The 13,156-nt window shown below is 57.7% G+C and carries 15 protein-coding genes, 1 tRNA gene and 1 pseudogene; 5 read left to right on the forward strand and 12 right to left on the reverse strand.

All coding sequences use genetic code 11. The features are described from left to right. The 3 genes from ACILRN_RS11245 to ACILRN_RS11255 form a co-directional block, all read right to left on the reverse strand. Window positions 1-1,061 (reverse strand): chromosomal replication initiator protein DnaA (locus tag ACILRN_RS11245; protein WP_395688342.1); only part of this gene is annotated, 1,061 nt, incomplete at its 3' end. A gap of 769 nt (window positions 1,062-1,830) precedes the next feature. Continuing rightward, window positions 1,831-2,097, reverse strand: a complete 267-nt coding sequence (gene rpsT, locus ACILRN_RS11250) for a 30S ribosomal protein S20 (RefSeq protein WP_395688344.1) — start codon at window positions 2,095-2,097, stop codon at window positions 1,831-1,833. 414 nt (window positions 2,098-2,511) lie between these two features. Next, window positions 2,512-3,501: a Gfo/Idh/MocA family protein gene (locus tag ACILRN_RS11255; RefSeq protein ID WP_395688346.1), complete on the reverse strand. Its 990-nt coding sequence runs from the start codon at window positions 3,499-3,501 to the stop codon at window positions 2,512-2,514. Between the two features lie 207 nt (window positions 3,502-3,708). Here ACILRN_RS11255 and ACILRN_RS11260 point away from each other — a divergent pair, with 207 nt between their 5' ends. Further along, complete coding sequence (locus ACILRN_RS11260; protein WP_395688348.1) at window positions 3,709-4,131, forward strand: Hsp20 family protein; 423 nt, start codon at window positions 3,709-3,711, stop codon at window positions 4,129-4,131. A gap of 4 nt (window positions 4,132-4,135) precedes the next feature. After that, on the forward strand, window positions 4,136-4,399 hold the full coding sequence (locus ACILRN_RS11265) for a DUF1150 family protein (RefSeq protein ID WP_395688350.1): 264 nt from the start codon (window positions 4,136-4,138) through the stop codon (window positions 4,397-4,399). Between the two features lie 237 nt (window positions 4,400-4,636). Here ACILRN_RS11265 and ptsN read toward each other — a convergent pair whose 3' ends face one another. The 8 genes from ptsN to ACILRN_RS11305 form a co-directional block, all read right to left on the reverse strand. After that, window positions 4,637-5,116, reverse strand: a complete 480-nt coding sequence (gene ptsN / locus ACILRN_RS11270; RefSeq protein WP_395688352.1) for a PTS IIA-like nitrogen regulatory protein PtsN — start codon at window positions 5,114-5,116, stop codon at window positions 4,637-4,639. Between the two features lie 32 nt (window positions 5,117-5,148). Beyond that, the gene (gene hpf / locus ACILRN_RS11275; protein ID WP_395688354.1) at window positions 5,149-5,700 is read right to left on the reverse strand and encodes a ribosome hibernation-promoting factor, HPF/YfiA family; all 552 of its coding nucleotides are present in this window, start codon (window positions 5,698-5,700) and stop codon (window positions 5,149-5,151) included. A gap of 203 nt (window positions 5,701-5,903) precedes the next feature. Next, window positions 5,904-7,424, reverse strand: a complete 1,521-nt coding sequence (gene rpoN / locus ACILRN_RS11280; RefSeq protein ID WP_395688356.1) for an RNA polymerase factor sigma-54 — start codon at window positions 7,422-7,424, stop codon at window positions 5,904-5,906. Between the two features lie 17 nt (window positions 7,425-7,441). Then, complete coding sequence (gene lptB / locus ACILRN_RS11285) at window positions 7,442-8,179, reverse strand: LPS export ABC transporter ATP-binding protein (RefSeq protein WP_395688369.1); 738 nt, start codon at window positions 8,177-8,179, stop codon at window positions 7,442-7,444. Window positions 8,180-8,266: 87 nt separating this feature from the next. Continuing rightward, window positions 8,267-8,782: an LptA/OstA family protein gene (locus ACILRN_RS11290; protein WP_395688358.1), complete on the reverse strand. Its 516-nt coding sequence runs from the start codon at window positions 8,780-8,782 to the stop codon at window positions 8,267-8,269. Next, window positions 8,779-9,405: an LPS export ABC transporter periplasmic protein LptC gene (gene lptC, locus ACILRN_RS11295; protein WP_395688360.1), complete on the reverse strand. Its 627-nt coding sequence runs from the start codon at window positions 9,403-9,405 to the stop codon at window positions 8,779-8,781. Before lptC ends, ACILRN_RS11290 begins: the two co-directional genes overlap by 4 nt. Next, window positions 9,395-10,006: a ribonuclease D gene (locus tag ACILRN_RS11300; RefSeq protein WP_395688362.1), complete on the reverse strand. Its 612-nt coding sequence runs from the start codon at window positions 10,004-10,006 to the stop codon at window positions 9,395-9,397. Before ACILRN_RS11300 ends, lptC begins: the two co-directional genes overlap by 11 nt. 34 nt (window positions 10,007-10,040) lie before the next feature. Further along, window positions 10,041-10,125 (reverse strand) — tRNA-Leu (locus ACILRN_RS11305). A gap of 138 nt (window positions 10,126-10,263) precedes the next feature. On the opposite strand from ACILRN_RS11305, the gene ACILRN_RS11310 reads away from it, so the two are divergent. Further along, on the forward strand, window positions 10,264-11,244 hold the full coding sequence (locus ACILRN_RS11310) for a complex I NDUFA9 subunit family protein (protein ID WP_395688364.1): 981 nt from the start codon (window positions 10,264-10,266) through the stop codon (window positions 11,242-11,244). Here ACILRN_RS11310 and ACILRN_RS11315 read toward each other — a convergent pair. Then, the gene (locus ACILRN_RS11315; protein ID WP_395688366.1) at window positions 11,211-12,035 is read right to left on the reverse strand and encodes an undecaprenyl-diphosphate phosphatase; all 825 of its coding nucleotides are present in this window, start codon (window positions 12,033-12,035) and stop codon (window positions 11,211-11,213) included. The two genes, ACILRN_RS11310 and ACILRN_RS11315, sit on opposite strands and share 34 nt — an antisense overlap. Before the next feature lie 151 nt (window positions 12,036-12,186). Between ACILRN_RS11315 and ACILRN_RS11320 the strand changes: the two genes are divergently transcribed. Together ACILRN_RS11320 and ACILRN_RS11325 are read left to right on the forward strand one after the other, a co-directional pair. Further along, window positions 12,187-12,870 carry a glutathione S-transferase family protein gene (locus ACILRN_RS11320; protein WP_395688368.1) on the forward strand — a complete coding sequence of 228 codons (684 nt, stop codon included), beginning with the start codon at window positions 12,187-12,189 and terminating at the stop codon, window positions 12,868-12,870. 2 nt (window positions 12,871-12,872) lie between these two features. After that, window positions 12,873-13,156 (forward strand): annotated as a pseudogene (locus ACILRN_RS11325) (epoxyqueuosine reductase); the annotation flags it as partial.

The following is a 13,156-nucleotide window of genomic DNA, read 5'->3' on the forward strand; positions in this document are numbered from 1 at the left end:
AGTGTCACCGCCGCCTGATTGAACTGCTGATATGCAGCGATGCGGTTCAGCGCACCTTCCAGTTCACGCCCCGACCCTACGATGCGATTTGCAACAAATTCCAGCACCTCAGGGGGGATGAGGACTGCCGGATCCCGCTTCAGCATCGTTTCGTATCGGCTGGCAAGGATACGCCGACGTGTCTCAAGATCTGGGCTCTCGATATCCACCACCAGACCACCCATCAGGCGCGAGCGCATACGCTGGTCAATCGCGTCAAGCTGAGCGGGGGGCACATCTGCTGCCACAATCACCTGCCGGCGAGAATCAACCAGCGAATTGAAGGCGTTGCAGAACTCCTGCTGCATCGTCTTGCCTTGCAGGAACTGAAAATCATCAATCAGCAGCACGTCAACTGCAGCAAACTGATCCTTGAAGGCCAAAGTATCACGCTGACGAAGCGCCATAACGAAATTGATCATGAAGCGTTCGGCCGTAAGGAACATCACCATGCGGTCCGGCCAGCGTTCACGCACGCGGTGAGCAACGGCTGAGAGCAAATGGGTCTTTCCCAGCCCTGAGCCGGCATGAACAAAGAGGGGATTGAAGCTGACGGCTGAGCCCGGCGCGGCCTCAGCCACGCGGCACATGGCAGCATGTGCCAGTTGGTTCGATGGGCCAACAACGAAGGTTTCGAAGGTTTGGCTGGGGTCGATCTGCGGTGCGCGGTCCGCAGCAGCCTGGACTGCCGCCAAAACCGGAGACACTGCGCCCGATTGTACGGCAGGCTGGGCAGCCACAGCGTGATCCTCCTGAACAGGACGCACCGCTGTAAGTCCACCGCGCGTACGAACACGCACCACTAGGCTCTCGAAGGGACCGAGTTCCGCCTCGCCGATCTTCTGTAGCCTCGATACATAATGAGTTTCGATCCAGGATTTCAGAAACCGCGTCGGCACGGACACGACCAAGCGGCCGGAGGACAATTCCTCAATCTCCATGCGGGCAAACCAGGAAGTGTAGAGATCCTCACCGAGCTCGGCGCGAAGCCGTTGCGCGACCCGATCCCATCTCTTTTTCACATCCGGCTCTAAAGTCATATCTTCCGAATCCCCCGGCACGCATTCTGCGTCGTGCCATCATCGTGCGCCCAAGCCAGTGGCTTGACCGCCTTACTCCATTCTTGAATTGATTCAGCCCGTTTAGCCGGGACAAGGACCGTACATGGCCCTTTCCGATCTGATTATCCCACGCCCCTGCTGTCGCATCCGTACCTACACCGTCCTGTTGCGATAGGGATTGTCACGCACCCCACACACCCAAACCATGCGCCACCAACTGGCCGCGCGCGACACTCGAACAAACACAACCGACCGCGGGTCAAGGCTTAAGATGGACGACCATCACAACCTCGCTCTGCGCGGACGCGTAGCGACAAGCAGCGCCCGCGTCGCAGACCTTACAAAAGCGTTAACGGCGCAGGCAACCTGATTCCAGAAAAACTCCGTACACGGAATCGACTTGACACCATTGGCTACAGCCGAGGTCTCCCAGGGCGCACTCTAACATCCTGAGATCACTCGGGTTTTGTTAGTGCAGGGAACCCCGAGCGAGCACTCTGCGAACGCTGCAACTTTTGCGCCCGGAAGAGGAGATGGCCAGTAGACGCTGCGGCAACCCCTGACACACAGGCGATGACACTTATAAGTACTTGAAAAACAAATAGAATATATGCGCAAGACGCTCCGTCCCCGGATGATTGCGGTGCCTGTGGACGAACAAAAAACGCCGGGCCTTTATGGCCCGGCGTCTAACAATTTCTACAGTTTTGCAACCGAAAGATGAACTCGATCAGGCTTTGATGGCCTTTATCCTGGCCGACAGGCGCGACACCTTGCGAGACGCGGCATTCTTGTGAAGAACACCCTTGCTGGCACCCCGCATGAGCTCGGGCTGCGCAGCCTGCAGAGCCGCCTGAGCTTCAGCCTGGTTGCCAGCCGCGATGGCCTCCTCAACCTTGCGCACGTGGGTGCGGATCCGGCTTAAACGGCTCTTGTTGATTTCAGTGCGGCGGCTGGCAACGCGGGTCGCCTTTTTCGCCGATTTCGTATTGGCCATCGGGCTGTTGTCCTACTTCTCGTGAATAGACTTGACGGGCTCAGACCACGACCAACCGCCCACTGTTTTCAAGCAAGCGGCCAGAACCGGCCCATCGGGATGGCGGGCTTATAGTGAGGCATCAAAGCCCCGTCAATGGCCCCACTGAAGCAGCAACAGATTGGCGGCAGCCAAGCTGGCTGGAGACCAAGGCAACCAAATGGAAGTCACAGGGTGACTGGAGCCCAGATGGGATATCCGCCTCCGCCACGGCGACAGAGGCGGCAGCCGCATGGCCCCGTTCTAGGCTTGGATCAGACTTCCATTTTGCGACTTGGGCAAGCAAAGGCTTATGACCCTCCCCCTGGCCGTTACTGCCCACTGCCGAACTCCCATGACCGGATGGCGCGATCCCAAACAGGCCGGTTGCCCGCGCTAGGGTTTTTCCCAGCGACCGCTTTTCTCCGATCGGAAGAAGGCGTCAATGATGCGCATGTTCTGGATTGCGTCGTCCACGCCCCAGCCAAGCTTCTGCCGACCACGGACGACACGGCCAAAGTCCTCAGCCTGAAGCTGATATTGGTCCGAGACAGGCAGTTCGTGCCAGCTGCCCACATTCATTGTCATACCCTGCAGGAAGAACCGGTTGGGCTTTTCAGGTGGTGCGTTGAATGGAATCTCGATCTCGATGCGACCCTTGCTTCCGAGAATATTGACCCGCTGATAGGGCGCAAGCTGGGTGGAAACGGCGAAGGAGAGCTGCCGGCCTTTGCCGAAATCAGCAAGCCCGCTGGCGAGCCGATCGGTTCCAAAGCGCGGATCGCGATCAAACGTGGCGGTGACCCTCAGCGGTTCGGCGCCAAAGATATAGCGCGAAACCGTGATGGGATAGCAGCCGATGTCAAGAAGCCCACCGCCGCCAATCATGGCCTGATTCCGGACATTCTTCGGATCGCGATTGAAGTAGGAGAATAAGACCTGAATGGCCCTCACATCACCGATCGACTTGCGGCGGACCAGATCATGCACGGCAATCCACTGGGCAGCGTGACGCACCATAAAGGCTTCGGCGACGATGATGCCCTTGGGCACCTTACGTAACTTCTCTGCCTCACGGGCAGTCATGGCAATGGGCTTCTCGCATAGGACGTGCTTGCCTGCCCGAGCCGCCTGCAGTGTCAGCGGCACATGCAGATGATTGGGCAACGGGTTGTAGACTGCTTCGATTTCCGGATCAGCCAGCATGTCCTCATAGGAGCCATAAGCCTTCGGTATGCCAAGCTTCGCAGCCCAATTCTGAGCGGTCTTGCCGCGGCGCGACGAAATCGCCACGACTGCCAGCTCCCGGCTCTTGAGCATCCCGGGGATGACTTTGGCGACGCCAATGTTGGCTGTTGAAATTATGCCCCATCTCACCGGTTTCATGATTGAATTCCTTCTTCTAGCCGGGACCCGTTCTAAACCCCGGCGCCTTGAATTGAAAGGTGACCGAACCATCAGGCTCGTACGGAATGTACCGCGCCATCTTTGACCCTGCCACCTTGATTCCGGAAAGATGCCTTCACATATGAGGAAAGTGCCGGGGGCGCCGCCAGAAGGGTCCCAGGCCAATTGCTGCTTTACGAGGGCAAAATGACCAGACTTTCTGTTTTTTCTTCCCCCCTGCTGCTTGGCTTTGACGAGCTCGAGAGAATGCTCGACAGAGCATCAAAAACCTCAGGGGACGGCTATCCGCCATATAACATCGAACGCCTGCCCAAAGTCGATGGCGAAGCGGAAAGGATGCGCATCACACTGGCCGTTGCAGGTTTTGGCCGGGACGAACTTGATGTGACGGTGGAAGAGAACCAGCTCATCATCCGTGGTCGCCAGAAGGATGAGGACGGCCGGTCCTATCTGCACCGCGGCATCGCCGCGCGCCAGTTCATCAGAACCTTCGTTCTGGCAGATGGCATGGAGGTGGCTGGTGCGAGACTTGCGAATGGGCTCCTCGAAATTCATCTCGAACGACCGGAACCGCGGCGTGTCATTCGCCGTATTCAGATTGGAGGCTGATGACATGACTGAGATCAACAGCAAGAAGACCGTTGAGCTGACCACTCAGGACCTGGCTCAGCTCGGCGAGGGCGCCCTGGGCTACATTCGGGAGATTGAGATGCAGGAGGCTCAGCGCCTTTTGGGCAAGCAGGCCCACGTGGCGCCAGAGGCGCGGCTCTACTGCCTGTATAACGCCGATGGTACGCCCGTCTCGATTTCAGGATCGAGAGAAGCCGCACTCGGAAGCGCCTTCGAACATGAGCTTATGCCCATGAGTGTTCATTAGATCAGTCAACGAACTGATCGGTGAACACCGCAAGAGCAAGACCAATGCATGGTGGGGAGGCGACGGGAGCGGGCGGTCATGCTCTCCGGTTTCTGCCTGATCCAGAGATCCGTCGCTCCACACTGTCTGGGGCAGGCGCCGCTTGCCTCGTACCGCTTCCACAGGGTGACTTCGCCACAATCGACCAGACTTGAACGTCATCTCCCCAGCCAGGGACATGTAGGTCCTCTGGAGAGGTCAGGCGGCAGAGGCGTTTGGCGCCGGATTGGCCGCAGGTTCCGTAAGGATGGCATACAGACCCTCTGAGTCATCCGTGCCCCGCAACTTGGCGACAACAGCCGGATCACGCAACATCCGTGAAATACGGGCAAGCGCCTTCAGGTGATCAGCCCCCGCGTGCTCGGGCGCAAGCAGCACGAAAACGAGATCGACGGGCTGTCCATCGACCGAGTCAAACTCGACAGGTACTGCAAGCCTGGCAAACAGCCCGTACACCCGGGAAATGCTAGGCAGCTTACCGTGCGGGATGGCGATGCCCTGACCTATTCCCGTCGAGCCCAGTTTCTCACGCTGGAACAGCGTCTCGAAGATCAGCCGGTGATCAATTGCCACGCGGTTTGCAAGAACCTGAGACAGCTCCTGGAGCAACTGCTTCTTGTTTTGGGCCTTGAGGCTAGCCAGTACCGACTGCTTATCGATGATCGAGTCGAGAGTCATGCTGGATATGGTCCGTGAGACTTGTGTGAACATCAGACCGGCGGCTGGGGATCTACCCAACCGATGTTGCCATCGGCCCGCCGATAAACGAGATTGAGCCCCCCATGCCCGCCGTTGCGGAACAGCAGAAATGGTTGGGTCGAGATGTCGAGCTGCATCACCGCCTCGCCAACAGTAAGCTCGGGCAGGCTTACGCCCGTTTCCGCCACCACCACCGGGTGCCCGGGTTCCGGCTCTTCGGTCGCGGCGGCAATCACATAACTTTGCGCCTCAAGACGGCGGACGGGCTCACGCCTGCTGCGATGATGGTCTTTCAGCCGCTGTTTGTAGCGCCGAAGTTGCTTCTCGAGATGGTTGGCGGCCTCATCAAAACTCGGACGGGCATCGCTGGCATGCCCCTCCGCCTGCAGGACGAGCCCTGTCGCGAGGTGAAGGTCGCAGTCGGTTGTGAACCCAGCGCGCTGCTTCTCCACGGTGACATGTCCATGCACCGTGCCCTCGAAGTACTTGCTCTGGATCTGTTGAAGCCGTTCCTGAATGTGGCTCCGCAACGCATCACCGACATCAAGATTCTTGCCAGTCACTTTTATCTGCATGGTCGTCGCAACAATCCCTGCTTCGCCCGATCCTACAGATGGGCGTGTTTGCCTAGTCCGTCAACTGGCCCGTCAAGCTTGCCTGAAACCCTCGCGGCGCCAGTTGCGCCGCAACATGAAACCTTCGCTGGGCCTCTCCCAAAGCCCTTCGCTGCGAAGCGCGCGGAAACTAGTCGAGTGGCCGCTTCCCGTCAACGTTCTTCGCGGCGCATCACCCTGGCTTCACGACGGCGCTGGACAGAAGAGGGAATTCCCAATTCCTCTCTGTACTTAGCGACAGTACGCCGAGCAATCTCAATGCCTGACGCCCGCAACCTCTCGACCAGCATGTCATCCGAGAGAACGTCTGTCCCTTCCCCGGCAATCAGGGCGCGGATGCGGTGGCGAACCGCCTCCGCGGAATGCGCGTCACCACTCGAGTCGGCAGATGCAATCGAAGTGGTAAAGAAATATTTGAATTCGAAGATTCCACGTGGTGTGGCCATGTACTTGTTCGATGTTACACGGCTGACGGTCGACTCATGCATCTCGATTGCATCAGCGACCGTCCTCAGGTTGAGTGGCCGGAGATGTTGCACGCCAAGCACTAGAAATGCATCCTGTTGGCGGACAATTTCGCGTGCAACCTTGAGAATCGTTCGTGCCCGCTGATCCAGGCTCTTGACGAGCCATGCTGCGCTTGTCTGGCATTCAGTCAGAAAGAGGCGATCCTGATCGCGGGCTGATGCCGATACTCTTGCCAAATATTGATTGTTGACGAGCACCCGCGGCAAGGTCTCGCTGTTGAGCTCAACTGTCCAGGCACCGTCGGGTGAGGCGCGGACCGTGACGTCAGGAATGACCGGCTGGACAGGTTCTCCGCCAAAAGCATGCCCGGGCTTCGGATTGAGCGCACGCAGCTCCGCAATCATGTCTTTCAAGTCATCAAGGTCAACCCGGCATAAGTTCTTCAATGTGGCATAATCCCGTCGCGCAACGAGATCGAGATTTTCAAGCAATATTGCCATGGCAGGATCAAACCGGTTCCGCTCGCGCAGCTGGAGCATCAGGCATTCACCAAGATCACGGGCAAATACCCCGGGTGGATCACAGGCCTGAAGCTTACGCAACACCCGCTCGACCTGAGCCGGGGTTGTTCCAAGAGTGTCTGCAATACCTACAATTCCCGCAGTAAGATAACCGGTCTCATCCAGCATCCCGACAAGATGCTGACCAATTATGCGCTCAGCGGGGTCAGAGAGGAGCAGCATCATCTGATCAGTCAAATGTTCAGAAAGTGTTTGCGGACGGCTGATGGTTGCAGCAAAATCCAAAGTATCTGAATCTGTGGGCAAATGGCCTTGAGGACGAAGGGAAGACCAGCCCGAGTCAGACGGGCCGGCAGACGCCTGACGATGAGCGGCATCAGCCCGGGCCTCATGGGTATAGACGTTGTCCAGGTCGGTATCGAGCGTGGTTAGCCGTTCTTGCGGATCGCTCGATGATGTCAAGGCACTGACAACGTCAGGCTGGCTATCAGGGTCTTCGGAAGCGCTGACGCGGATCTCCTGGCGTTCATCACGCTCAAGCAGTGGATTACGCTCCAGCTCCTGGTCAACAAAGGCCTGCAGTTCAATATTGGACATCTGCAGCAGCTTGATGGCCTGCTGCAATTGGGGCGTCATCACCAGCGACTGGCCCTGACGCAATTCGAGCCGTTGCTTCAGGGTCATTGTCTTTCCCTAGCGCTTCAGAGGCTGAAGTCGGTGCCAAGATAGTAGCGCCGGACATCCGCATTGCGGACAATCTCCTGTGGGGAACCCTCGGTCAGCACCTGGCCCTCATGAATAATGAGAGCCTTGTCAATGAGCTCAAGCGTCTCCCGCACATTGTGATCGGTCACAAGCACGCCAATCCCACGGGAAGTCAGCTGTCGCACCAGATTACGGATATCGTTGATGGCGATCGGATCAATGCCGGCAAAGGGCTCGTCAAGCAGCATGAACTCTGGTTCCGCTGCCAGTGCGCGGGCAATCTCTACCCTCCGGCGCTCGCCTCCGGAAAGCGCTACTGCCGGTGAATTCCGTATTCGGGTAATCGAAAATTCCTCTAGCAATTCCTCAAGTTTGGCCTTGCGCTTCGATTTTGAGCTCTCTGTCAGTTCAAGCACGGCATTGATGTTTTCTTCCACCGTGAGACTGCGGAAGATCGAGCCCTCCTGCGCAAGATAGCCAATTCCCAGCCGTGCCCTACGGTACATCGGCAGATGGGTGATATCCGCGCCATCAAGACTGATCCGCCCGCTATCAGCTGGGATGAGGCCGGTAATCATATAGAAAACAGTTGTTTTGCCGGCCCCATTCGGCCCCAGAAGCCCAACGGCTTCTCCACGCTTTACACGGAGCGAGACATCACGAACGACGGTCCGTCGCTTGAAGGATTTTCGCAATCCCTCGACCACAATTCCAGCACGATCCTGCGGAGGCACTGCCTCTGCGGTGCTGAGGCCTGTTCCTGCGTCTCTGTCACGGGCCAAGAGAGTGTCCGTCCAATGGGTTGATCTTCAAGATATGCTTCACTGAGGAACGAAACTCCCCGTGACACGTCCACCCGTCATCTTCATCCGGCTGGTCTTGAGATCAGCCTGAAGCTCATTGCCAGTCAATATGGACTTGCCCTGGATCAGTTTTACGTTGCCACCGACCACGAGTTTTTCAGTCTGCGGATCGTATTTCGCCCAGTCGCCAGTGATGGTTTCGCGCGTGGTAGTGATCGTCACGTTATCCTTGGCTTCAAGCGCCGTGGCGTCCATCTTCGAGGTGCCATCCTGCTGCTTCACCTCGGCATAGATTATCGTCAACATCTCAGACTTGAGATTGGTGGTACCCCGTGTGGCATCGACTGACCCGCGGAAAACGGCTTTTTTCTCCTTGTCGAAGATTTCCATTTCATTTGCAGTCACATCAACAGGTTGTGCGGCCTGTGTCGATGGCGACGTCTGGTTTTCAGACGTCTGGTTTTGAGACATGGCAGGTGCTACAGGCAACACCAGAACCGCCAAGAGGGCTGTGGCAAGCAAGGCCTTCATCATGGGTCCGTTTCTCCATCGCCAGAACCCGCAGCAAAACGGGCCTTCACACCATTCAAGAACAGAATCCGGGCGCCGTCATCGGTTATTTGCATGCCGTTGGCATCCACAGTGCCGCCATCGTCAAAACGGACTACCACCTTAGATTTCGAAACCAGCTTCTTGTCGCGAACGGCAATGTTGGCTTGCTCCATGCGGGCCGTGAAACGGTCCGGCTGAGCCAATACGACATTGCCCTCCAGTTCCAGTGTCTTGGCACTTGTATCGTATCGCCCGGCGGCAGCCGTGACCGTGTATTCTTCACCCCCTGCACGCCGGAAACGCCCCTCCGGCATTTCAAGAAAGACCATGTTCGGTGACGCGCCATCCTGCCAGCCACGCTTGGCCTTTACCTGATATGGCTGTCTTTGCTCGTCAACACCGGAGACAGTGGATACTTCAGCCGTAATCCGATTGGGGTCTACGTCTGGAGGCGGGGTCTCCTCACGAGGCAGCAGTGACTGGAACACCCCCGCCTGGACAAGGAACGCACAGATGAACGCAACACCGATCAGAGCCGCAAGCCAACTGAGAGCTCGCGCCACACTGGCGTTGCGCAGAGCTCTTCGGGCACTGTCAGTGCGCAAAGATATCTTCCTCGGTCCAGCCGGCAAGATCGAGCGCGGCGCGCGCCGGAACAAATTTGAAGCAAGACTCTGCTACCACATCGCGACCCTCGCGGATCAGCATCTGATCTAGGCGCGCCTTAAGCTCGTGCAGATAGATCACGTCCTGGGCAGCGTATTGCTTCTGGGCGTCGGACAGCATGTGGGCACCCCAGTCCGAACTCTGCTGTTGCTTGTTGAGTTCAATACCCAGAAGCTCCCGGATCAAATCTTTCAGTCCGTGCCGGTCAGTATAGGTTCGAGTGAGCTTGGAGGCGATCTTGGTGCAGTAGACGGGCGCCACGTCAACACCAAGGTAATACCTGATCACCGCCACATCGAAACGCGCAAAATGGAAGATCTTGGTAATCGCGGGATTGGTCAAAAGGGCCTTGAGATTGGGAGCGTCGTAAGAGGAGCGATCGAGTTGCACAAGATGGGCGTTTCCATCGCCCGCAGAAAGCTGAACGAGGCAGAGTTTGTCACGGCGGGGAACGAGACCCAGCGTCTCGGTATCAATGGCCACTGACGTGCCGAACTCGATGCCCTGAGGCAGGTCACCCTTGTGAAGCTTGATTGCCATCAGAGCGTCCCGCTGTTTGCCGTGCGTAAAGGAATGGTGCCCAGAAGAGGACTCGAACCTCCACGCCTCGCGGCGCTAGTACCTGAAACTAGTGCGTCTACCAATTCCGCCATCTGGGCTAGCGTTGCGTGTCTTAGAGAGGCTTGGCAGGACTGTCAACCAACCTGCAAAGACGGCCATGGAAGCGCCGCCAGGACCTTTGCATTCGTTAAATCCGGCGGCTAATAGATCAAGACCCCCTGAATGGAGATAGACCGGTGTTCGTCCAGCCTTCCGACAGACTTATCACCATCATCGGCGGCTCCGGCTTCCTAGGACGGCATATCGTCAGAGCCTTAGCCCGCCGGGGCTATCGAATCCGCGTTGCCTGCCGTAGACCAGATCTGGCAGGGCATCTACAACCTCTGGGCAACACTGGCCAGATTGTCGCGGTCCAGGCCAATGTGCGTTACCCCGCCTCAATCAACTCCGCCTGCGAAGGCGCATATGCGGTGATCAACCTCACGGGCGTACTCTATTCGGCGGGTGCGCAAAGTTTTGATGCCGTTCATGCCTTCGGAGCCGAGACCGCAGCCCGGGCCGCCAAACTGGCCAGGGCCCAGATGTTCATCCAGATGTCGGCCATTGGTGCCGATGCGGCCTCACCTGCCGCCTATGCACGCAGCAAGGCAGAGGGTGAGGCCCGTGCGCGCGCCGCTTTCCCGGGTACCATCGTGCTTCGGCCGTCTATTGTCTTCGGACCCGAGGACTCTTTCTTCAATCGTTTCGCGTCGCTGGCAAGAACTGCACCGTTCCTGCCGCTGATTGGTGGCGGAGAAACCAAATTTGCGCCAGTGTTCGCTGGCGATATTGCCGAGGCTGTCGTTCGGCTGGTTGATCGCGGCGAAGCCGGGGGCAAGACTTACGAACTGGGTGGTCCACAGATTCTCAGCTTCCGGCAGTTGCTGCAGTTCACACTCGATACGATTGGTCGCAAGCGATTGCTGCTTCCATTGCCGTGGGGCTTGGCCAAGCTTCAGGCGGCACTTCTCGGCATGCTCCCAAACCCGCCCCTGACGATCGACCAAGTCGAGATGCTCAGGTCAGACAATATAGTAAATGCCGAGGCTCAACGCGAAGGTCGGACACTCGAGGGTCTTGGCATTGAGCCCCAGAGCATTGAGGCCATTGTCCCGGCATACCTCTATCGCTATCGCAAAGCCGGTCAGTTCACGGCTCCTAACGGCATTCCGGAATAAATCAGGCCAAGGAGCATCAAGCCAAGCGCCACACGATAGATGGCGAAGGGCAGAAAGCTCACATGCCGCACGAGCCGCATGAGAACGGTGATGGTTCCGAGAGCGACGAAGAAGGTCAGTACCGCCGTCAGCACCATGGTGAAGGTGATGCCTGTGCCGCTGGCAAGGGCATCACCAAGCTTCAGAATGCCTGCCCCGGCAATTGCAGGAATGCCAAGCAGAAATGCAAACCGGGCAGCTTCAGGTCGCTCAAAGCCCAGAGACCGCGCTGCAGTCATGGTAATGCCGGAGCGGCTGACCCCTGGTATGATGGCAATTGCCTGAGCCAATCCGATGATGAGAGCAGGAAGCCAGGTCATGTCTGACATGCGCCGGTGCGACATGCCAAAACGATCACACAGATAGAGTAGAATGCCAAACACGATCGCATTCCAGGCGACAATGATGGGCATCTGCCGGACAATCGCCATGAAGCCGATGCGATCCAGAAGCAAGCCGAACAGCACGGCTGGAATAGTGCCAAGCACAATCAAGAGAGCAAGCTTGCCCCATGCCGTGACCCGCCCCCGCAACAGATCAAATCCACCCGCGGCAAGGTTCACACAGTCACGCCAGAAGTATACAACCACTGCAAGGAACGAGCCCATATGGACCATGACATCGGTAACAACGCCCTGATCGGGCCAGCCGGTGAGCGCTGGTACGAGCAGGAGATGGCCAGAGGATGAAATGGGCAGAAACTCGGTAATGCCCTGGATCAGCGCCAACACGACGATCTGAACAATGAGCATGAACTGGCTACTCCCGGTCTCCGCCTGGTCGGTCGGATTTGCTTGCGGCCAAGGCGGAGAGGGCTTTATACGCCATCTCATCTGGTGCAATTGCGGCAAGAGATGCCGCCATTGCCCGAGTTGCCAATCTCAAGGTTAATTTCGTCTTAAGATGCCCTCGCTCATCCACTTCACCCTTGATCCCTTCAGCCGCCGCATTCGCCTGGCACTTGCGGAATATCGTTTGCCAGTCGAATTGATCAATGAAGAACCCTGGAACCCTAGTGCTGATGTTCTGGAACTGAACCCCGCAGGTACCCTTCCAATTTTTCTGGAGAATGCAACAACCGCGATCTGCGGCATTGAAGCGATCGGTGAGTTCCTCGAGGAAACAAAGTCAGCGCTGACGTCACTCATTCCAGGCACCTCTTTCGAGCGCGCCGAGACCCGCCGGCTCATGGGCTGGTTTGACGGCAAGTTCTATGCCGAAGTCAGCGAGCCCGTCCTGACGGAAAAACTGATCCGTCGCTTCCTGCCAGCCGGACAGGGAGGCGGTGGGCCTGACGTCGCACGCGTGCGCCATGCCATGAGTCGGCTTCGTTGGCATCTTTCCTATATCGGCCACCTTGCTGACCGCCGGCCATGGCTGGCCGGGCAGTACTTTTCCCTCGCAGATCTCGCAGCTGCTGCACATCTTTCTGCCATCGACTATTTCGGTGGCATCCCCTGGGCAGACTATCCGGCAGCCGAGTCTTGGTATCAGAGGATGAAATCAAGGCCGTCCTTCCGACCACTCCTTGCCGATACTGTGCGGGGCGTGCGGCCGGCGCCGCACTATGCTGACCTCGACTTCTGAACGTGACACCTACAGCCAAGGAAATCCGAGAGAGAGCTGCAGCAGAGGGTTTTGCAGCTATTGGCTTTACACGCCCCGGTGGCAACGCAGTGCTGGCCGGACGACTCCGCCGGTTCATTGCCGATGGCCACCATGCAGGAATGAACTGGATGGCCGAGGCGGAGGCACGGCGGGCTGACCCGCTCCGCTTGTGGCCCAGTGCAAGGACCGCCGTCATGCTGGCCTACAATTACGCTCAGGATATGAGCCCGCTTGACCGACTGAAAAACACCAAGAGTGGAACAAT

The organism is Aestuariivirga sp., assembly GCF_044238155.1.
Taxonomy (GTDB): Bacteria; Pseudomonadota; Alphaproteobacteria; order Rhizobiales; family Aestuariivirgaceae; genus Aestuariivirga.

Coding starts and splice junctions, on each gene's coding strand:
- rpsT (WP_395688344.1), bottom strand. CDS start 2,097: ATGGCCAATACGAAATCGGCGAAAAAGGCGACCCGCGTTGCCAGCCGC.
- ACILRN_RS11255 (WP_395688346.1), bottom strand. CDS start 3,501: ATGAAACCGGTGAGATGGGGCATAATTTCAACAGCCAACATTGGCGTC.
- ACILRN_RS11260 (WP_395688348.1), top strand. CDS start 3,709: ATGACCAGACTTTCTGTTTTTTCTTCCCCCCTGCTGCTTGGCTTTGAC.
- ACILRN_RS11265 (WP_395688350.1), top strand. CDS start 4,136: ATGACTGAGATCAACAGCAAGAAGACCGTTGAGCTGACCACTCAGGAC.
- ptsN (WP_395688352.1), bottom strand. CDS start 5,116: ATGACTCTCGACTCGATCATCGATAAGCAGTCGGTACTGGCTAGCCTC.
- rpoN (WP_395688356.1), bottom strand. CDS start 7,424: ATGACCCTGAAGCAACGGCTCGAATTGCGTCAGGGCCAGTCGCTGGTG.
- ACILRN_RS11290 (WP_395688358.1), bottom strand. CDS start 8,782: ATGATGAAGGCCTTGCTTGCCACAGCCCTCTTGGCGGTTCTGGTGTTG.
- ACILRN_RS11300 (WP_395688362.1), bottom strand. CDS start 10,006: ATGGCAATCAAGCTTCACAAGGGTGACCTGCCTCAGGGCATCGAGTTC.
- ACILRN_RS11315 (WP_395688366.1), bottom strand. CDS start 12,035: ATGCTCATTGTTCAGATCGTCGTGTTGGCGCTGATCCAGGGCATTACC.
- ACILRN_RS11320 (WP_395688368.1), top strand. CDS start 12,187: ATGCCCTCGCTCATCCACTTCACCCTTGATCCCTTCAGCCGCCGCATT.